Consider the following 19,662-nt stretch of genomic DNA (forward strand, 5'->3'; position numbering starts at 1 on the left):
ATCAAACCAAAAACTATGAATTTCAAACCTTACGGAATGCATTGGGCGTGACACCGGTGAGCCGCTTGAAATAATTATTGAAATAGGCCGGGTATTCAAAACCCAGTGCATAAGCTATATCTGCCACACTCCAGTCGGTGTGCTGCAAAAGCGCTTTGGCTTCGGCGGCGATGCGCGCGGCTATGTGGGCCGAGGTTGGCTTGCCCGTGACTGATTTGACCGCACGGTTCAGGTAATTGACGTGCAGGGATAGCCTGTCTGCAAATTGCTGTGGGTTCCGCAGCCGCAGCGGCTCATTCGGCCGCTCGATCGGGAACTGTCTTTCCAGCAAGTCCAGAAACAAATGCGTCACCCTGCCCGCGCCGTTTTGAAAAGCCGTGGCCTGTTTAGGCGGCTGGATACGCAAGGCTTCGTGCAGGATAAGGGAAATGCAATTGCGGATGAGGTCGCTTTTATAAGGATAGTCTTCCTGGTAAACCGCCAGCATTTTGCGGAAGATGCTATCCATGAAAGCGGCCTGTGCAGCGTCGAGTGGGATGACGGGTTTGTCGCCGGCACGGAACAGTGGCGAATCCTGCAGTTCGCGGCTGTTCATAAAAGCTTCGGTAAACAGGCAGGCGTATCCGCTTGTACGGTTTACGCGGCTAACCACCGAATGCGGCACTTTGGGGTTGACGAAGAACAACACAGTGCCCTTGAGCTCCAGCAATTCCCCGCCATATTGGACGGTCAGATCGCCGTTAACCAGGCCCATTTTATAAAAGTCGCGCCTGCCGCGGCGCAGCGGGAGTTCCTGCGAGGCCTGCATGGCATGTACTCGGAAGCCTTTCAGCCGCAGGTCGTCCATATTTACACCCGGGATTTCATCTGTCATGCCACAAAGTTAACAAAATCAAACCTGGCAATGTGATGAACAATAGTAAAAGAATATTAAAATCTAAAATTAGATATAGCTAACCTAAAGGAAATGCCGAACTAAAGAATAGTTGGCCTTTGACTAAAATCTAACCTCTTCGACTTATAAATAACCCATAAAAAGCTGTCAGGAATTTGTCGAACTATACCCGGTTCTGTTATAAGCATCCAGTTATCAAACGCGTATTGATATAAAAAAATGAAGGCACACTCGAAAGTGTGCCTCTTTAAGTAGCCCCGACGGGAATCGAACCCATATCTAAAGTTTAGGAAACTTCTATTCTATCCGTTGAACTACGGGGCCTGATCTTAATTTAAACTTGGCAAATATATACAAAAAACCGACGTGCTTTTTAGTCGACGCCGGTTCATGTTTATTCTTTAAATTTAATTACCGTACCGTAGAGCCGTTAGGCATCCAATGTAACGGGGCAGCAAATGTCAGCTTTCCCTCGGCATTTTCAGCCATGAGTATCATACCTTGCGACAGTATACCCTTAATTTCTCTGGGCTCCAGATTTACCAAAATGCTTACCTGCTGTCCGATGATACCTTCGGGCTCGAAATGTTCAGCAATGCCAGATACTACCGTGCGCTGGTCAATACCGGTATCAATAGTCAATTTTAAAAGCTTTTTAGTTTTCGCAACCTTCTCGGCAGCCAGGATAGTCCCTATTCGAATATCCATAGCAGAGAACTGGTCGTAGTTGATATTTTCCTTCGCCGGGGTTACCGGTTGCTCCGCACTTTTGGCCGGGCCCTCAATAGCAGTTTTTTTGTCTATCAATTTTTGAACTTGCCGCTCAATCAGTTCATCTTCAATTTTTTCAAATAACAACGCAGCCGGGTTTAGCTGATGGCCGTTAGCAAACACAATCTCCTCGTCAAATGCTACGGTCTCCTTAGGCCAGTTCAACATCCCAAAGATCTTTTTGGCGGTGCCCGGCAGAAAAGGCTGCAGGCAGGCAGCCAAATGGCCTATCAGCACCACACAGTTGTGCAAGGCATCCTTAGCCTCGTCAGGGTTAGTTTTAATGGTTTTCCAGGGTTCTTTTTCGGTCAGGTAGCGGTTACCCAGGCGGGCAATCTCCATCATGTTTTGTTGAGCCTGTCTGAATTTGTAGGCCTCAAAACTCGCCTCCATCTCATCGTAATACCCGCCAACCGCTTCACTTAGTGCTTTATCGGTAAAGTTTATGGTGTCGGTTGTTGCCTCAATTTTACCTTCGTAAAACTTGTGCATCAATATCATCACACGGTTAACAAAATTACCTAATATGGCCACTAACTCGTTATTTACACGGTCTCGGTAGTCTTTCCAGGTAAACTCGCTGTCGCTGGTTTCAGGCGCTATCGCGGTAAGGTAATAGCGCAGCTCGTCAACTTTACCCGGAAGGTCCTCCAGGTACTCATGCATTTCGATGCTCCAGCCGCGGCTGGTACTCATCTTATCGCCTTCCAGATTCATGAACTCGTTGGCCGGAACGTTTTCGGGCAGTACATAATCGCCATGCACTTTAAGCATCACCGGGAACACAATACAGTGGAAAACAATATTGTCCTTACCTATAAAATGTACCAGCTTGGTATCCTGATCTTTCCAGTATGGCTCCCAATCTTTACCATGGTCAATGGCCCATTGTTTGGTGGCAGATATATAACCAATTGGCGCGTCAAACCAAACGTACAAAACTTTTCCATCTGCTCCTTCAACAGGTACCTTAATTCCCCAGTCAAGGTCGCGGGTTACAGCGCGAGGGTGCAGGCCGCCATCAATCCAGCTTTTGCACTGTCCGTAAACAGTAGTCCGCCAGTCTTTGGCATGACCTTTTAATATCCATTCTTTCAACCAGCCTTCGTACTTATCCAAAGGTAAATACCAGTGTTTGGTTGGTTTTAGTACGGGCTTGTTGCCACTTAGCGTCGATCGTGGATTAATAAGCTCTGCGGGACTTAATGAGGTGCCACATTTCTCGCACTGGTCGCCATAAGCGTTTTCATTACCACAGTTTGGGCAGGTGCCTACAATATACCGGTCGGCCAGGAAAGCTTTGGCGTGTTCGTCATAGTACTGCTCCTCTTCCTTCTCAACAAAAATGTGCTTGTTGTTAAGGTTAGTAAAAAAGTCCTGAGCGGTTTGGTGGTGTATAGGTGCACTGGTGCGATGATAAATATCAAATGATATACCCATCTGCGCAAATGAGTTTTTGTTTAACTCATGATATTTGTCGATAATAGCCTGTGGCGTGGTATGCTCTTTCATGGCCTGATTGGCAATGGCGGTACCGTGCTCGTCGCTACCGCAAACAAAAACCACGTCGCGGTTTTTAAGGCGCTGATATCGCACATATAAATCGGCGGGGATGTATGCGCCGGCCAGATGCCCCAGGTGCTTGGGGCCGTTGGCATAGGGCAATGCAGCGGTTACAGTATATCGTTTATAATTTTTTGGTTCCAATTATTACAGTATTTTTATAGTTTGGCAAAGATAAATTATTTTGTTGAGGATGTTTGGTAACAACTACCCAGATAGTTCAAAACAAAAGATTTAAGCGACACCAGCCTCAAATTTTGACATGAGTATAACGCCACCCTATCTTAAAAAAGGCGATAAAATTGCCATTACCTGCCCCGCAAAGAAACTGCCAAAGCCCATGACAGATGCTATTACTTTGCTTGAATCGTGGGGCCTGGTGGTGGTATTGGGCGATACAGTTAATGCCAGTTATCATCAGTTTGCGGGCGATGACGATATGCGGGCAGCCGATATGCAACGTTTTATCGAGGACGACAGCATTAAGGCCATTATTGCGGCCCGGGGCGGCTACGGCACCATCCGGATGATTGACGGGGTGAATTTTGAGCCATTAAAACGTGCTCCAAAATGGTTAGTCGGCTTTAGCGACATTACTTTGATACATGCTCATTTATGGGCTAACTACGGCCTCCAAACCATCCATGGGCAAATGCCTATAAACATTCCAGACGCTTCGACAAAGTCGCTGCAAACGCTTAAAAGCATCTTGTTTGGGCATGAGGTGTCTTACCGTTATAAACCCCACGACAAATTTATAGCCGGCGAAGCTGAAGGTGTACTTGTTGGCGGTAATTTAAGTTTATTGGTCGCCGCTACGGGCTCAGTGTCCGATTTTAAATATGACGGCAAAATATTATTCATAGAAGATGTAGGCGAGTACCTGTACGCGATTGACCGCATGATCAGAACGCTTGACCGGGCGGGGAAATTGAAAAACCTGGCCGGGCTCATTGTAGGTGGATTTACAGAGATTAAAGACAATGACATTCCTTTTGGCCAAACGGTTGCCGAGATTGTGATAGATGTAGTTAAAGGCTATGGTTATCCGGTTTGTTTTGATTTCCCGGCGGGGCATGTTCCTGATAATCGTGCGCTAATATTGGGGCGAGATATCCATATGGTCGTAAATACAGAAACAGTTGAGATTAGTTACACCCGGTAACCTATATCGAAATTTCTGTCATAAACTAAAAAGGGGTGCCTGATAAACAGGCCCCCTTTTTACTAATCAATTGTATCTTACTTATTATTTGTGAAGATTCGAGTTATACAAGTACTCAGCAGATGGCGTAACGAAAGTAATTCCAGGATCATTGTAAGGAATTGTCACACCAATTTGATCCAGTGTTAACTTATGGTTAGGCCCTTTGGTAACGCTCAACTTATTACGCTTTAACGATAAGTATGATTTACCTTCACCCCATAGCTCCATACGGGTTTGCAGATAAACTTCATTAGCTAAAGCACTTCCGCTCAGTCCGTCTATGTAAGCATAACCAGCAGATGTAAGGTATCTGTTAGCTAATAACGCTTTTAAAGCTGTTCTTGCACCCGGATCATCGCCTAAACGCACGTGAGCCTCAGCATTCAACAATTCCATCTCATCGGCACGCATGTAAATATAGTCTGTTGTAATGTTACGCTGACCACCAATTGTACGTCCCGGGTCAAAGAATTTGTTGATTGGAATTAAACCACGGCTATTGCTAACAAATTGATATTGTCTGATATCCGGAGTAACACCACCAACACCACTATGTTGTGTATCTTTCATAGCGGCTAACAAATTCTGGTCAATAACTTTAGCATCGCCTACCCAAGCATAACTGTAGGTAAATACGTCAACTTGACCCCACCAAGATACCAAGTCAAGGCCGCTTGACAAAGTAATGTCAGCACCCCATATCCAGCTTGGTGTAGCCAAGTTATTGAAACCAGAACCGGCATTAGTTGCAGAATTAGCCCCTGTAAAGTTAGAAACAACCTGCTGAGCTGTCGTTAAGGGATATTTCGCCAATACGTCAGAAGTTAAAGTTTCTACTTGTTGTAAATCAGCATTGGTTCCTCTTGCCGCTAAAGCGTAAGCTAATAAACCTTTAGCAACGTTAACATCAATGTGGCCTTTATCTGGGCGGGTGTAATCACCCAATAATGTAATTGCGTCATTTAAATCTCCGATAATTTGGGTATAAACCTGGGCAGACGTACTAGCTGGCTTGCTATCATCTGTAGCGCTGGTTAATATAGGCAACACTTTTTCAGTACCATCACCATAACCGTTGTATTGATACAGGTTCGCTAAGTAAAAGTATGCATAGGCACGCATTGCTTTAGCCTGACCCATATAGTGTTTAAGGTCAGAATTGCTCAGCGTTGCATTGTTACCGCCTAAAATGTCTATAACGGTGTTGGCAGCATAAATTACTCTGTAGTAATAACGCCAAGGTTCGTAATCGCCATTAGCAACGGCATTCTTGGTATCTGTACGTTTTTCAATACCACCATACCAGCCGTAGGTTAATGCGCTAAGCGCCATGTCACCCGACAACATATCTGAATAAATATCATAACCTTTTTGACCAAAGTCATCATGGTTAGTGGTACCACCAGTGCCGTCTTCGTACATAGTAGTATAAAGACCTGAAATACGGGCGTCAAGCAACGATGGGTCTTTCTTAACCTCGGCCGATTCCTGTACCGTTGTTACAACCTGGTTCGGCTGCTCGTCCAGGAACGATTTTTTACAGCTAGTTGCAAATGCCATCACAGCAAGTGCGCTGATATATAATTTAAAATTTTTCATCACTTATATCTCTGTTTAGAAATTAAAACTTCACGTTTAAGCCTGCTGATAAAGTTGACAACGGAGCATAGTTATATTGGCTGGTTACACCATTATCTGCAATGTTAGGGTTATAACCTTTACGCGCACTTGCTAGCCATAGGTTGTCTCCAGAAACAAATATACCTAAGTTGCTCACGCCCCATTTGCTGGTCATACCTTTACCGAAGGTGTAGCTTAGGCGAACGTTATTTAACTGCAGATAATTTGCTTTAATTAACCAACGGGTTGATGTGCTTGTTGAGTTAACATCATAGTTGTTTGACAATCTTGGCACGTCAGTTTTGTCGCCAGGATTTTGCCATCTTTTCAAGATATCAGTTGACCAGTTGTTGTTACCAGTCGTACCGTTCGCCATTAAGCTTTGGTAAGCAGAATCATATCCGTAACCACCTAAGCTATAAATAAACTGAACTGATACATCAAATCCTTTATAACCAGCAGTCAGGTTGATACCGCCACGAACACTTGGAATAGCTGATTGACCAGTATATTGTAAAGCAGCATTGGTAAATGTTTCTGTAGTAGTTTCTTTAATCTTGCTAGCATTTTCAGGGTGCGCTGCTAAGTACGCTGTTAAATTAGTCACATACTCACCTGCACCGGTTTCAATAGCTCCCGATTTTGCCTGGCCATCGCCATTAAGATCCACATAGTATGCATCCCAGGTTTGTTTACCGTCGGCCGGATTAACACCTGTGGCTTTTCTGATGTAGTAGTCATAGATTGAATGACCAACAGACCAGCCATAGTTACCTTGAGGACTAATAGTTTGTTGTTTACCTGTTGAAGGATCAATAGGCATTTTGGTGATTTTGTTTTTCAGGATCTCGCCATTAACATTCAAATCTACGTGATAGTCTTTGGTTCTAAGGATATGACCGGTTAAGTCAAATTCAAGACCAGAGTTTCTTAAACCACCTGCGTTTTTGGTTAAAGTAGCATAGCCATCAGATATAGGGGTTCTAACATTGAATATCTGGTTTCTTGCATTTTTTATGTAGTACTCAACAGTACCGCTTAAGTAGTTACCAACTTCAAATTCAACACCTGCATTGAATGATTTTGAAGACTCCCAGGTTAAGTTAGGATTACCAGGAGTAGGTGCAGACAATGAAATGTTATCATTACTATTAGCGATAGTCGAAGTGGTGTAACCGGCATAGTTACCAACACCGCCAATATCACCAATAATACCGTAGCTGGCTTTTAATTTTAAGGAACGGAAGATGGTTTGATCTTTCATGAAATCTTCAGAAGAGATTAACCAGCCCGCACCAACTGAACCGAAAGTACCCCATTTTTGATTTACAAATTTAGAGCTACCGTCTCTTCTGATAGTACCTAGCAAGAAATATTTTTCTTTATAGTTATAATCGATCTGGCCGAAATAGCTTTCAAGAGCATTTGCCTCAGTGTATGATGAAGCCGGAGTACTAACAACTGCATTATTCAATGACTCGGAATCATTTAACACCAAATTATATTTATAATCCTGTTGGTTGTTATGAGCCCAGCGGGTTGCTTCGTGAGCAGCAAAAGCTTCGAAGTTATGATCACCAAATGATTTTCTGTAGCGAACCAGGTCAGTCAGGTCCCAGTTAGTAACGATATCTCTGTCTAAGAAAATTGAACCGTGCTGTGAAGCAGCAGAACCATAATATTTATTGGTTCTTTGAGTATTCAACTGATCATAGTATTGAAAACCAAAATTGTTTTCAAAAGTTAAACCAGGAATAATAGTAGCGTTTAAAGCAGCGCTGCCACTAAATTCATTTTTATCGTTTCTGTTAGTATTGTATTTAGTATCGGCTATAGAGTTGGTTAAGCCGGCAAAACCACGGTTGTTTTCGCCATAATCATATTGATAGCCGCCGAAAATCGGGTCAGTAACTTTGTTGCCGTTAGCATCCCTTAGGAACAAGCCATAAATAGGAGGCATGTTATCAACAAACCAGAAGATACTACCGGAGTCGCTGGTTTGACCACCAACATTTTGCTTAGAATGTGCAAAATTTGAAGTCATTTTTGCTTCTAACCAAGGCTTGATTTGGCTATTCAGGTTTAAACGACCTGTCAAACGTTGAAAGTCGGACGCAATTGAATAACCTTTGCTATCCTCATAACCTAATGACATAAAATAGCCGCCTTTATCGGTACCACCGCCTAAGCTTACGTTAGCTTCGGTACGAGCGGCCGATTGAAAGGCGTAGTCAGCCCATTTTTCCGGAGTATATTTACGCACTGCACTAGATTTTACCATACGGGTTGCCGGATCAACAAGTACGTTACCTGCTAAGTTCCAGATGTTGTAAGAAGCATCGAAACCACCTGCGTCAACGTCAAATAAGTTTGCGTTTGCAGTAGCAACAGGATCAGCCGCGCCTTGAGCACGAGCCTGGTTATATAAACCTTCCCAAGCTAAACCAACATATTGCTCTGGCGAAGTGATTACATTGTAACGCGGGATGAGGTTTTTGTTGGTACCAAAGTTTACGTTAGCTTCAACATAAGGTTTTTTGTTTTTGCCGCTTTTAGTGGTGATCAGGATTACACCAGCAGAACCACGAGAACCGTAAATTGCAGTTGCAGTCGCATCTTTTAATACAGTGGTTGACTCTACATCGTCTGGGTTGATCGAGTTAAGGTCGCCATTAAACGGAACACCGTCTAATACATACAGAGGATCGCGGTTACCGTTGATTGAACCGAAACCACGTACACGTACAGTGGCTACAGTACCAGGCTGTCCGCTGGTATTAACCACACGCACACCCGCTACTTCACCCGCTAATGCCTGTGTAACGTTATCTACGCGCTTTTTCTCCAGCTCTTCACCACTTACAGATTGCGCAGAACCTACGTAAGCCTGTTTGGTAGTTTGGCCGTAACCAATAACAAGCACTTCATTCAATTGCTTGTTATCCTGGGCCAATGAAACGTTAATAACGCTCCTGTCACCCACAGCAACCTCCTGCGACAGGTAGGATACGAAAGAAAATACAAGCGTTGAACCTGCCGGTGCATTGATTGAGTACTTACCGTTTACGTCGGTAGGAACTCCAACATTGGTTCCTTTGATTTTTACTGTAACTCCCGGGATGGGTTGGCCGTCTTCCTGGCCACTAACCGTACCAGTAATAGTACGGTTTTGTGCAAATACCTGTGTTACGCATAACACCAAGAAACACAAACTTACTAGTAGAAGTTTTTTCATGTTTGTTAATAATAAGATCAGTTAATAGTTAATTAATTATAAAAGTAGTGTACAGGTATCAAAAACGCAAATAAATTCAACAAAAAACCAAAGTTTTTTAAAAATATTTTTTGCCGCATTCATAATTTTTAATTTTTTTAGTACTATGTATTGCATAATACATTCTTTTACATATATCTTTGTATCATGATAGCAGAAAACACTCAAACACAAATGCGTAAAGGTATACTCGAGTACTGTATACTCTCCATCATCTCGCGCGATGAAACCTACGCCTCTGATATAATTGCCGAGCTTAAAAAGGCGCAACTGCTTGTTGTTGAGGGCACTTTATATCCGCTTTTAACCCGCTTAAAAAACAACGGGTTGCTAACTTATAATTGGGTTGAATCAACATCCGGCCCCCCGCGTAAGTATTATGCACTGTCAGAAGAGGGCCGTAAAGTGCTTGAGCAGCTCGACAAAACATGGCAGGAATTAGCCTTCGCAGTACAAACCGCAACCGGAAAAAAGAAATAATACAATCCCCTAAAAAAATCACATCATGAACAAAACAATCATCATCAATATAAACGGCACCGTCTTCCATATCGAAGAAGATGCCTACGAGATACTTAAAAATTACATGACGGATGTAAAACGTCATTTCATAAACTCGGCGGATAGCCATGAAATTACCACAGACATTGAGAACCGCATTGCCGAAATGTTTGCAGAAACACTGGCCAACAGTGAGCGACAGGTTATTGTTGAGCAGGACGTAAAAACAATAATCGAACAGATGGGTAGTGTGCAGGATTTTGAAAATGCTGAAAATGGCGAAGAAGGCGCTCCACACTATGCCTATAATAATAGTGGCTCGCGTACCTTATTCCGCGACCCAGACGACCATCTGCTTGGCGGCGTATGCGCCGGCCTGGGAAATTACTTTGGCGTAAAAACTATTTGGATACGTTTAGCCTTTGCTATTGCCGTAGCATTTTTTGGCACCGGTATATTTCTATACATTATATTATGGATAGTTATACCTAAAGCAGTTACCCGTGCCGACCGTATGGCAATGAAGGGCGAAAAGCTGAACTTGCAGGGGTTTAAAAATAACCTGGAAGAAGAGCTAAAAGCAGTAGGCAATCAATTTAGTAGTATGCATGCAGGGGCCAGGCCGTTGGTTTATAAGTTTAGAGATTTTGTGAGCGAGTTTATTTACCACCTGAGTGTATTTTTTAAAGGTGCCGGTAAAGTGCTTATTAAAATAATAGGTGTAGCTATATTGTTAGCCTGTATTGCCGGCGCTATCGGGCTTGTTGCCGCGCTGGCAACGCTCACTATCTGGATAGACCCGGGTTCACATATTTTTCCGTTTAGCGTTATGACGTTTGAATATGCAAACCGCTTATACATCGCTGGCTTTTTTGTGGCATTCATCCCTCTGCTGTTTATTTTCCTGTTAACATTAAAGGCTATATTCAACACATCTGGCATTGACAAAAACGTTGGCTCGGTTATATTTATAGGCTGGTTATTTGCCGTAGGGGTAACCATTTTTTATGGAACCAAACTTGCGGCCAACTTTCGCGACGAAGCCAGTTTTAACCAGACTGTTAATTTAGCAAAGCCCTCAAAAAACATCTACTACTTAAAGTTGAATGATGTGAGATACTTTACGCACGATGATAGCCTGCGCCTGGATATAAAATCAAAGTTTAAGGATATGGTAATAACCAATGCTAATACCTATGAAGATTTTAGGGCAAATAACATGTCGCTGCGTATTGAGAAAAGCGATGTTGCCCAACCGGTTCTGGTTGAAACCTACAAAGCCAAAGGCCGCAATTACGAGGACGCATTGATTAACGCGCGCAGCACCAAATATGTGTTTTCTCAGCAGGACACCTTATTAACGTTCGACCGTTATTTGCAGCGATTGGACAATGCACCATGGCGCGATCAGGAAATTGAACTTACGCTAAAAGTGCCCGCCGATGCTTTGGTAGTTGTAGACAATAGCATGAATGACTTTTTGCGGGATGTTGACATTTACCAATGTCGCGACATTAACAAAAAGCCAGATGCACCCAATGCGTCATTTATCATGACGCCTAACGGTTTAACCTGCAAGGTCGATACCCTGGTAACCGCCCAAAAAGCAGATACCGCAAAAACCATCATCCAGAAAAAATAGTGAAGGCGTTTGCTGTTTTTATAAAGAGTATAAGTCTGCCGCTATTTGGCGGGCTTATACTTGCTTTCTATCTAAACCTTTCTTTTGCTCACAAAAGCCGGCAATCTGTTTTAAGAGACACTTCCTCAATAACGTCCGCACTTATTAGCTATACCTATATTATACAAGCTTTTATTCCTGCTCTGAAAAATTTAAAATAATCTGTAACCTATTTAGCGTTTCGTGCATCTTAATAGAAATAATTTGCCACAGCCCTGAAACTATTGCTATGACAAACAACCGGTGCACCCGGTAAAACAACGTTAATTTTTGATTAAAGAAAGCTAAAAAAGACCAAAATCTTTTACAGGGCACTTTATTGCCTAAACTAAAACTACCATGAAAACTACAATCTGCACTATATATTACGCCCTGCTGCTGGTAGTAGCAGGTTTTACAAGCGCATTTGCACAGGTAACGCCAACCGGGACAAAAATTGTTGGCAAACTAATTAATGAACAGACCGCACCTGTGGACTATGCGACTGTCAGCCTTTTAAAAGCCGGCGACTCAACCGTAGTAAAAGGCACGCTGACCGATGAAACAGGCCTTTACACTTTTGAAAATGTAAAACCTGGTATATATATTATTAAGGCGACCAACATCGGTTACACTAAAGCCATTACAGGCCCATTTACTGTTGAACAAAGTAAACAGTTTTTTGCCATGGGCGATATTAAAATGGGCACGGCCAGTAAAACACTGGGCACAGTTACCGTTACGTCGACCAAACCGCTGATTGAACGTAAAATTGACCGCACTGTAATGAATGTGGAGAACAGTATTTTATCGGCTGGTAATAATGCTATGGAAATACTAGAGCGCGCTCCGGGCGTTACCATTGACAAGGATGACAATATTAGCCTTAAAGGCAAGCAAGGCGTAACGGTAATGATTAATGATAAACTAACCTATCTGTCGGCGCAACAACTGGCTACCCTGCTGCGCTCAACCGACGGCAATACAGTATCATCTATTGAGATCATTACTAATCCATCAGCCAAATATGACGCAGCGGGCAACTCAGGCATTATAAACATCAAACTGAAAAAAAACAAACAGAGCGGCACCAACGGCAACCTTACAGCTGCCGTAGCACGGGCCAACAGCATCCGCAACAGTCAGAATTTAAACATTAATCATAAAGAGGGCAATCTGAATGTATTTGGTTCGTTGAGCCGCGGCGATATCCCCAGTCACCGCGTTATTGATATCGACCGCAAGACTGTGGTTAATAATACTGATAACTATTTTATTCAGTCAACCCAAATGCCGCAAAACTATCATTACAACAATTTCAGATTAGGTGTCGATTTAGACGTGAGTAAGAAAAACACCGTCGGCTTTGTAGTAAGCGGTAACAGTAATAAAGAGAATGATTTAAATTACAGCCATACCAACATCACCGCCAACAGAACAACTATCGATTCATCACTGAATACCAATTCAACCATCGACCAGAAGTTTACCAATATCGCCGTTAACCTGAACGACCGCTGGCAGATAGATACATTGGGGCAAAGCCTGAGCATTGACCTTGACTATTCAAAATTTAACAATAACAGCAATGCCAATTATGTAACCAATTATTTTTTGGCAAATGGCAACCCGCAACGCGCACCGCAGTTAACACGTAACCAATCGCCATCCGTTATTGATATCCACTCGGCCAAGGTTGATTATGCAAAACCTTTATCTAAAACCGTAAAGCTTGAAACCGGCGCTAAGTTTTCGGATGTTAAAACCGACAATGACCTGCGTGCCCAAAAATATGACGGATCGGCCTTTGTAAACGACACCTCTTTATCTAATCATTTTATTTATACTGAAAAAATAAGCGCAGGCTATTTAAACCTGAACAAGCAATATCAAACCGGCTCAGTACAGGTAGGTTTACGCGCCGAGTATACGCAATCAAACGGTAACCTTATTGGCAGTACTCCTGTCGACAGAAGTTACCTGAACTTTTTCCCGAGCCTGTTCCTGAATCAAACGCTCGATAGCAAGAATGAAATGACGTTTTCATACAGCCGCCGTATTGACCGCCCGAATTACAGCCAGCTAAATCCGTTTGTTTATTACCTTGACCCATACACTTTTGAACAGGGCAATGCCTTTTTGAAGCCGCAATACACTAACAATTTTGAATTAGGATATGTATACGATAAAACCATAGACGTAAGCCTGGGCTACAGCCACACTACTGATGTTAATATGGAGATTATTTTAACCCAGGGCAATAAAAGCTTCCAGACCAACCTGAATTTGGCTGTTCAAAATAATTATAATCTGAACATTTTTGCCCCGTACACTATAACCAAGTGGTGGACAGGTAACGCTAACTTTAACGGCTTTAGGGGCGAGATTAAAGCCGACAACGTAAACGGCGGCAGCATTGATAACAAAAGCACCGGCTTTGTATTTAAAACGACACAGAACCTGGTATTTGGCACTATTAAAGGCGAGATACAGTATTACTACAACTCGCCCATGACGATGGGAATATACGACATACACCGCCAGCAAAGCATAAGCGCTGCATTAAGCAAAAGCTTTGACGAAAAAAAGTTTAATGTAAAATTCGGCGTGGACGATATATTTAACATGCGTCGCAACGACATCGACAGCCATCAGCTGGGCAATGATTTCGCCATTCGCCAAAAAAATGACAGCCGCGTGTTCAGACTAACGGCTACCTATAATTTCGGCAACGCTAAAATCAGGCAGCGCGAGCACCGTACAGGGGCAGAAGAAGAAAGTAACAGGGTTGGGCATTAAGCCCTCCCAACCCTTCCGTCGGCTGACGGAGAGGGCTTTAAATAAAAACCAAGACGTTTGAAAGTCTCCCCCTTGGGGGAGATTTAGCAGGGGCGGCTACTGCACCATAAACACCGCATTGCCAAACAATAATTTACCACCTTCCCAAAAGCTGCGGAACAGCGGATCGTCAGCTATATAAATTACCGAACCCCGGCCCATAGGCTGTACGCCAAGCAGCAAGCCATCCTTTAACCGGGCCAGGCTCTTTTCACCAACGAAGCCCGCTACATAGCTGTCTTTTTTTAACGTACCTACATTCCAGTTACCGTCGTCCATCAATTTATACATGTCGTCGCTAAGTTTTAGTGTAAAGTAGTAGTTAGGATATCCAAATGCCAACGGATGGGTGTTATCCAGGTCGATTTTATAAATGGCGCCCGGCACGTAACTTTCTATAGCCAGGCGATTACGGTCGGCGTATTGTTTTTGCGATGGTTTGATCTTGGTCGAGTCGACCTCCTTTTTCTTGATTACAAAGCCTTTTTTGCCTTCCAACTGCGACACGGCATCGCCCAGGGCGATAAGCTTACCACCGTCATTAATCCAGGTTTGCAATTTGTCTGAAGGATAATCATCATAATTGCCATCCGGGAATATAATCACATCAAAATCGCCCAGTTTAACTCCGCCCAGGTCTTTATAATTAACCAGCGTAATCGGGTAATTGATCTGTTGCTCAAAAAACTGCCAGATCTCACCCATATTAGCCGATGAGGTGCTTTCGCCACTAACCAACATCACTTTAGGCGCTTTTAAATAATGTACCGAGCCCGAACCCAAATCAACGCCCTTGTCCACAAAGCCGGTAGCCAGCGGCGTAAGCTGCCGGTCGCAGTTGGATGCGATATTAACCACATCCGCATCAAAATTACCGGCCTCATTCCCGGCGCGGGTAATGATCAGTGAACCCGCACCAAATTTCTTCCCGGCGGCCTCAAATGGCGTTTCGGCATAACGCACCTTAATGCCTTTTTTTAAGAGTGCCGACAAGAACTTCACATCATTAGCCGATTGCCAGCCAGCCACATAGGCATACGGATGCCCTGACCCTGCAGGCTGGGCAGGCGGCGGGGAAAGCTTTACATCAACGGCCGGGTTATGCTGATCAGGTTTAAGCTGCTCTTTTACGCCGTAAGCTTTCAATCCGTAAACATACGGCAACGCCCAGGCGGTAATGTCATAAGTGTTTGAGTCGGCAATGAACGTTTTAGGCTCCATCAGCACATGCATTAATACCGACTTGGGTTGATATGCGCTGATCACCAGATCGTTCGGCTCTACATTAAAAGCCTCGGTTTTTTTTGTGATATAATTATAACCTGTCGCGCGGGTGCTGATGCCGTAGCGAGCCTGTATACCATTTCGGCTAAACAGATCAGTGAGCGCGGTTAACTTATCCTGGTTATCATTTTTAATGACATAAGTTTTATACTCGCCGGTTGGGTTGGTTCGGCTTTTATCATAATAGCTTTTAAATTCTGCTACGGCTTTCGCGGCGTTTGCCGACGCAATTTCGATGGTGCTTAAACCCGTAGCATGATGATGGGCTATGCGGTCTTTTAATGTAAGCACATTGCCGGTGTGCGTAGTAACCGCCAAACCTGCGCCAATACCGCCCTGTTCATAGGTCATACCGATAGATCCATTGTAAATCGGGTAAGTATCGCCGTACGAAGGGTACAGCAGATCAAACTCTTCCTTGGTAAAATACAACCATCCGTTCTTATCAAAATACTTAGCATTGTTTTTGCCGATGGTAGTTTGAAACTCCTTTTGCCAAATGGTCACATCTTTATGAAAAGGCTCGGCGGCCGGGGCAAAATAGTAAGGTGCATTATATCCCTGCTCATGAAAATCGACATGTACCTGCGGCAGCCAAATATTGAAATAGCCCACGCGCGCCTGCGTTTCTTTTTGGGTTTGCCAGGCCCAGTCGCGGTTCAGGTCAAAATAATAGTGGTTTACCCGGCCGCCCGGCCAGTTCTCTGAGTGCTCGCGCGATCCGGGATCAGCATTAGGCTCAGCACCTCTTACAGAGTTATAAAAGTTCACGTAGCGTTCGCGGCCGTCTGGATTGAGGCAAGGATCAATAGCCACAACGGTATTTTTAAGCCAGCCTTTGGTTTCGGCATTATCCGGATTTACCAGGTCATATAGGGTCTGCATGGCGGCCTCGCTCGAGGCAGGTTCATTACCATGTACGTTATAGCTTAGCCACACGATAACCGGGGCGTTGACCGTACTTCCTTCGGCTACGGGTTGCGTATTTGTTGCGAACGACCGGCTTGGCGACATGCCTGCCAGTGCCAGGTTGTTTTTGCGGATGTCTTCCAACCGCCCTATGTTTTCGTCAGATGCGATGAACATCACCATAAGCGGCCGGCCCTCGTTGGTTGAGCCGTAAGTCACCAGCTTGACGTTCTTCGATTCGGCAGCGACATATTTAAAGTATTCGGCAATACGGTAATGATACGTAAACTGCGTACCCAGCTCATACCCTAAAAACTCAGACGGCGACTGGAGCTTCTGCGCCATGGCAGAAATAGCCACTATACAACATGAAAATGAGATCAGTAATTTTTTAATCATACAAAAGTGAAGATAAGCATTTTGCTAATGTCTTATAATATCACTCAACTGTTTCACCAAAAACATGAAACACTTTGAAACACCTTTTTTGTATAAATAGCTATTAGTCAGCAACTTGTTAAAACAGAGTGAAACACTTTGAAACAGTACAAAAGCTTAAGATAAAACGCACAATCTATTGTTGCTTAGCCAACTATATCATTTTGGCAGTTTTCGCTTTTTAACAGTGAAACACCTTTTGTGAAACAGCAAATTCATATTTTGTACCTCTTTCCCTGCCGCGTCATCATAAGCAAGGAACGAGCGTGACGATCTCCGGCCCCTATTCAGAGATCGCCACGCTACGCTAGCGATAACGCGCCGGTATTTTTTGAACATTGCACATCCGCACACCAAATAATATCTTCACATTTGCATATCTGCACATTAAAAACATGACTCCAACCCAGGCCCTGCAAAAATATTTTGGATACAGCGAGTTCAGGCATGAGCAGGAAGCCATTATCAATACCGTTTTAAGCGGAGGTGATGTTATGGCGTTGATGCCGACGGGTGGCGGTAAATCATTATGTTACCAGTTACCGGCTGTTTTACTGGAGGGATTAACCATTGTCATTTCACCGCTGATAGCGCTGATGAAGGACCAGGTAGATGCTTTGAACCTGGCCGGAATACCGGCAGCCTTCTTAAATTCGTCACAAAGCACGGGCGAGCAGAATGAGATCATCGCGAAGCTCAATAAAAACCATATCAAACTATTGTATCTGGCCCCCGAACGGTTGTTTGGCAGCGGCAGCAAACTGGTTGATTTTTTACGATCGCTACCCGTGCCGGTTTCACAAATAGCTATTGATGAGGCGCACTGTATCTCGCACTGGGGCCATGATTTCCGTCCGGAATATCTGATGCTGGCGGGATTGAAAGATCATTTCCCCAACATCCCCGTCATTGCCTTAACGGCAACAGCCGACAAACAGACCCGCCAGGACATTCTTGATAAACTGGACCTGAAAAGTCCAGCTATTTTTGTATCTTCCTTCAATCGTGCCAACATAACGTACCGGGTAAACCCCAAGCGCAACAGTTTTGACCAGTTACTGGATTTTTTGAATGAGCGAAAAGATGAGTCGGGCATAATCTATTGCCTGTCCCGAAAATCAACTGAATCATTAGCCGATAGCCTGCGTGCCCGCGGTTACGCGGCCGACGCCTACCACGCCGGCCTGGACAACGGGACCAAAGCCAAAAACCAGGAAGCTTTTTTGCGAGATGAGGTGAAGATCATGGTAGCCACCGTTGCTTTCGGCATGGGTATCAACAAATCCAACGTACGCTATGTGGTGCACATGGATCTGCCCAAAAACATTGAGGGTTATTACCAGGAAACCGGGCGCGCAGGGCGTGACGGACTGGCATCTTCTGCACTGCTGTTTTATTCGCCGGGCGATGTAATTAAACTTAAAGGTTTTGTAGCAGTTGAAGGTGATGCTGAGCAAACACAGATTATGCTGCAAAAGTTGGATGATATGGCCAGATATGCCGCATTACCCACTTGCCGCCGCAAATACTTGCTTAACTATTTTGACGAGCCGGCGCCAGATCATTGTGGAAATTGCGATATCTGCCTGAGCGAGATCACCAAATTTGACGGGACGCTAATAGCTCAAAAAGCACTGTCAGCAGTATCGCGTTTAAAAGAGCGTTTTGGCGCGGGCTATGTGATCGATTTCTTGCGCGGATCAAAAAATGAAAAGATCCGTCCGGAACATAAAGAATTAAAAACCTACGGCGTGGGCGCCAACGTAAGCAAAGCCGACTGGCAGCGCTATCTGCGCGAATTGGCGGCGCTTGGCTACCTGCAATTTTCGGACGGCGAATACCCGGTATTGCAACTCACCGCCAAAAGCGAAGCCGTACTAAAAGGGCAGGAAAAAGTAGAGCTTATTGCAACTCAAACTATTGAAACGCTTGCGACCGAAGAACTGCCATTTGAAAACGAGCTATTGGAAAGGCTAAAAACCGTCCGTCGCGACATTGCAGTGCTGGAGAATGTACCTGCATACCTGATCCTTTCGGACGTTGCTTTAATTGAAATGGCCACCTATCTGCCGCAAAACTTAAATGAACTGCGATTAATTTCAGGCTTCGGCGACGTGAAACTGGCCCGTTACGGCCGCGAGTTCCTGTTGCCTATAACTACCTACACCGCAGAGCATGGTTTAAGCTCAAAGATCAACCTGAAAGGCCATAAGCGTGAGCGCAAACCAAAGACAGAGAAACCTGCCACATCACGCAGTGCTGATACAAAACGTGATAGCTTACTGTTGTTCAGACAAAATAAAAGCATTGCAGATATTGCCGCCGAGCGCGGTCTAAGCGTCACCACTATCGAAAGTCATTTGGCTCATTTTGTAGCGCTGGGCGAACTGGATGTGCTGGCGATGGTGCCCGAAGTAAAAATACCGGCAATAAAAGATGCTGTTGAAAGCTATGGAGCAGAGCGGCTGGCTCCGCTTAAAGAAGTGCTGGGGGCCGATTACAGTTATGGCGAAATTAAAGCGGTACTAGCCTGGATGAACAGAAATGAATAATTTTGGTTAATAGAAAGACAAAAGGGCTGTCATGCTGAGCTTGTCGAAGCATTTGGGTTAGCCAACGCTCGCCCTTCGACAAGCTCAGGGTGACAGCCCGGGTATAAAACTGTCATCTTGAACGTAGTGAAAGATCTTATACGCCACGCT

At 44.3% G+C, this 19,662-nt stretch carries 10 protein-coding genes and 1 tRNA gene; 5 read left to right on the forward strand and 6 right to left on the reverse strand.

Annotated features, from left to right (window positions below; translation table 11 throughout):
* Window positions 1–22: 22 nt before the first annotated feature.
* The 3 genes from ACFS5N_RS09275 to metG form a co-directional block, all read right to left on the reverse strand.
* Window positions 23–874, reverse strand: a complete 852-nt coding sequence (locus ACFS5N_RS09275; protein WP_377184561.1) for a helix-turn-helix domain-containing protein — start codon at window positions 872–874, stop codon at window positions 23–25.
* A gap of 273 nt (window positions 875–1,147) precedes the next feature.
* Window positions 1,148–1,219 (reverse strand) — tRNA-Arg (locus ACFS5N_RS09280).
* Window positions 1,220–1,306: 87 nt separating this feature from the next.
* The gene (gene metG, locus ACFS5N_RS09285) at window positions 1,307–3,373 is read right to left on the reverse strand and encodes a methionine--tRNA ligase (RefSeq protein ID WP_377184563.1); all 2,067 of its coding nucleotides are present in this window, start codon (window positions 3,371–3,373) and stop codon (window positions 1,307–1,309) included.
* A 118-nt stretch (window positions 3,374–3,491) separates the two neighbouring features.
* Between metG and ACFS5N_RS09290 the strand changes: the two genes are divergently transcribed.
* Window positions 3,492–4,394: a S66 peptidase family protein gene (locus ACFS5N_RS09290; protein ID WP_377184565.1), complete on the forward strand. Its 903-nt coding sequence runs from the start codon at window positions 3,492–3,494 to the stop codon at window positions 4,392–4,394.
* Window positions 4,395–4,478: 84 nt separating this feature from the next.
* On the opposite strand, the gene ACFS5N_RS09295 is transcribed toward ACFS5N_RS09290, so the two are convergent.
* On the reverse strand, window positions 4,479–6,035 hold the full coding sequence (locus tag ACFS5N_RS09295; protein ID WP_377184567.1) for a RagB/SusD family nutrient uptake outer membrane protein: 1,557 nt from the start codon (window positions 6,033–6,035) through the stop codon (window positions 4,479–4,481).
* 22 nt (window positions 6,036–6,057) lie between these two features.
* On the reverse strand, window positions 6,058–9,291 hold the full coding sequence (locus ACFS5N_RS09300; RefSeq protein ID WP_377184569.1) for a SusC/RagA family TonB-linked outer membrane protein: 3,234 nt from the start codon (window positions 9,289–9,291) through the stop codon (window positions 6,058–6,060).
* A gap of 186 nt (window positions 9,292–9,477) precedes the next feature.
* Here ACFS5N_RS09300 and ACFS5N_RS09305 point away from each other — a divergent pair, with 186 nt between their 5' ends.
* The 3 genes from ACFS5N_RS09305 (at window position 9,478) to ACFS5N_RS09315 (ending at window position 14,290) form a co-directional block, all read left to right on the forward strand.
* A complete protein-coding gene (locus tag ACFS5N_RS09305) occupies window positions 9,478–9,810 on the forward strand; it encodes a PadR family transcriptional regulator (RefSeq protein ID WP_377184571.1) in 333 nt (110 codons plus the stop codon).
* A gap of 25 nt (window positions 9,811–9,835) precedes the next feature.
* Window positions 9,836–11,473, forward strand: coding sequence for a PspC domain-containing protein (locus ACFS5N_RS09310; protein ID WP_377184573.1), 1,638 nt, complete (start codon window positions 9,836–9,838; stop codon window positions 11,471–11,473).
* 378 nt (window positions 11,474–11,851) lie between these two features.
* Window positions 11,852–14,290, forward strand: coding sequence for a TonB-dependent receptor domain-containing protein (locus ACFS5N_RS09315; protein ID WP_377184575.1), 2,439 nt, complete (start codon window positions 11,852–11,854; stop codon window positions 14,288–14,290).
* A 96-nt stretch (window positions 14,291–14,386) separates the two neighbouring features.
* Here ACFS5N_RS09315 and ACFS5N_RS09320 read toward each other — a convergent pair whose 3' ends face one another.
* On the reverse strand, window positions 14,387–16,921 hold the full coding sequence (locus ACFS5N_RS09320; RefSeq protein WP_377184577.1) for a M14 metallopeptidase family protein: 2,535 nt from the start codon (window positions 16,919–16,921) through the stop codon (window positions 14,387–14,389).
* 434 nt (window positions 16,922–17,355) lie between these two features.
* On the opposite strand from ACFS5N_RS09320, the gene recQ reads away from it, so the two are divergent.
* Window positions 17,356–19,512: a DNA helicase RecQ gene (recQ, locus tag ACFS5N_RS09325; protein WP_377184579.1), complete on the forward strand. Its 2,157-nt coding sequence runs from the start codon at window positions 17,356–17,358 to the stop codon at window positions 19,510–19,512.
* Window positions 19,513–19,662 lie beyond the last annotated feature (150 nt).

This window comes from Mucilaginibacter ximonensis, assembly GCF_042686265.1.
Taxonomy (GTDB): Bacteria; Bacteroidota; Bacteroidia; order Sphingobacteriales; family Sphingobacteriaceae; genus Mucilaginibacter; species Mucilaginibacter ximonensis.

Coding starts and splice junctions, on each gene's coding strand:
- ACFS5N_RS09275 (WP_377184561.1), bottom strand. CDS start 874: ATGACAGATGAAATCCCGGGTGTAAATATGGACGACCTGCGGCTGAAA.
- ACFS5N_RS09290 (WP_377184565.1), top strand. CDS start 3,492: ATGAGTATAACGCCACCCTATCTTAAAAAAGGCGATAAAATTGCCATT.
- ACFS5N_RS09295 (WP_377184567.1), bottom strand. CDS start 6,035: ATGAAAAATTTTAAATTATATATCAGCGCACTTGCTGTGATGGCATTT.
- ACFS5N_RS09300 (WP_377184569.1), bottom strand. CDS start 9,291: ATGAAAAAACTTCTACTAGTAAGTTTGTGTTTCTTGGTGTTATGCGTA.
- ACFS5N_RS09305 (WP_377184571.1), top strand. CDS start 9,478: ATGATAGCAGAAAACACTCAAACACAAATGCGTAAAGGTATACTCGAG.
- ACFS5N_RS09310 (WP_377184573.1), top strand. CDS start 9,836: ATGAACAAAACAATCATCATCAATATAAACGGCACCGTCTTCCATATC.
- ACFS5N_RS09315 (WP_377184575.1), top strand. CDS start 11,852: ATGAAAACTACAATCTGCACTATATATTACGCCCTGCTGCTGGTAGTA.
- ACFS5N_RS09320 (WP_377184577.1), bottom strand. CDS start 16,921: ATGATTAAAAAATTACTGATCTCATTTTCATGTTGTATAGTGGCTATT.
- recQ (WP_377184579.1), top strand. CDS start 17,356: ATGACTCCAACCCAGGCCCTGCAAAAATATTTTGGATACAGCGAGTTC.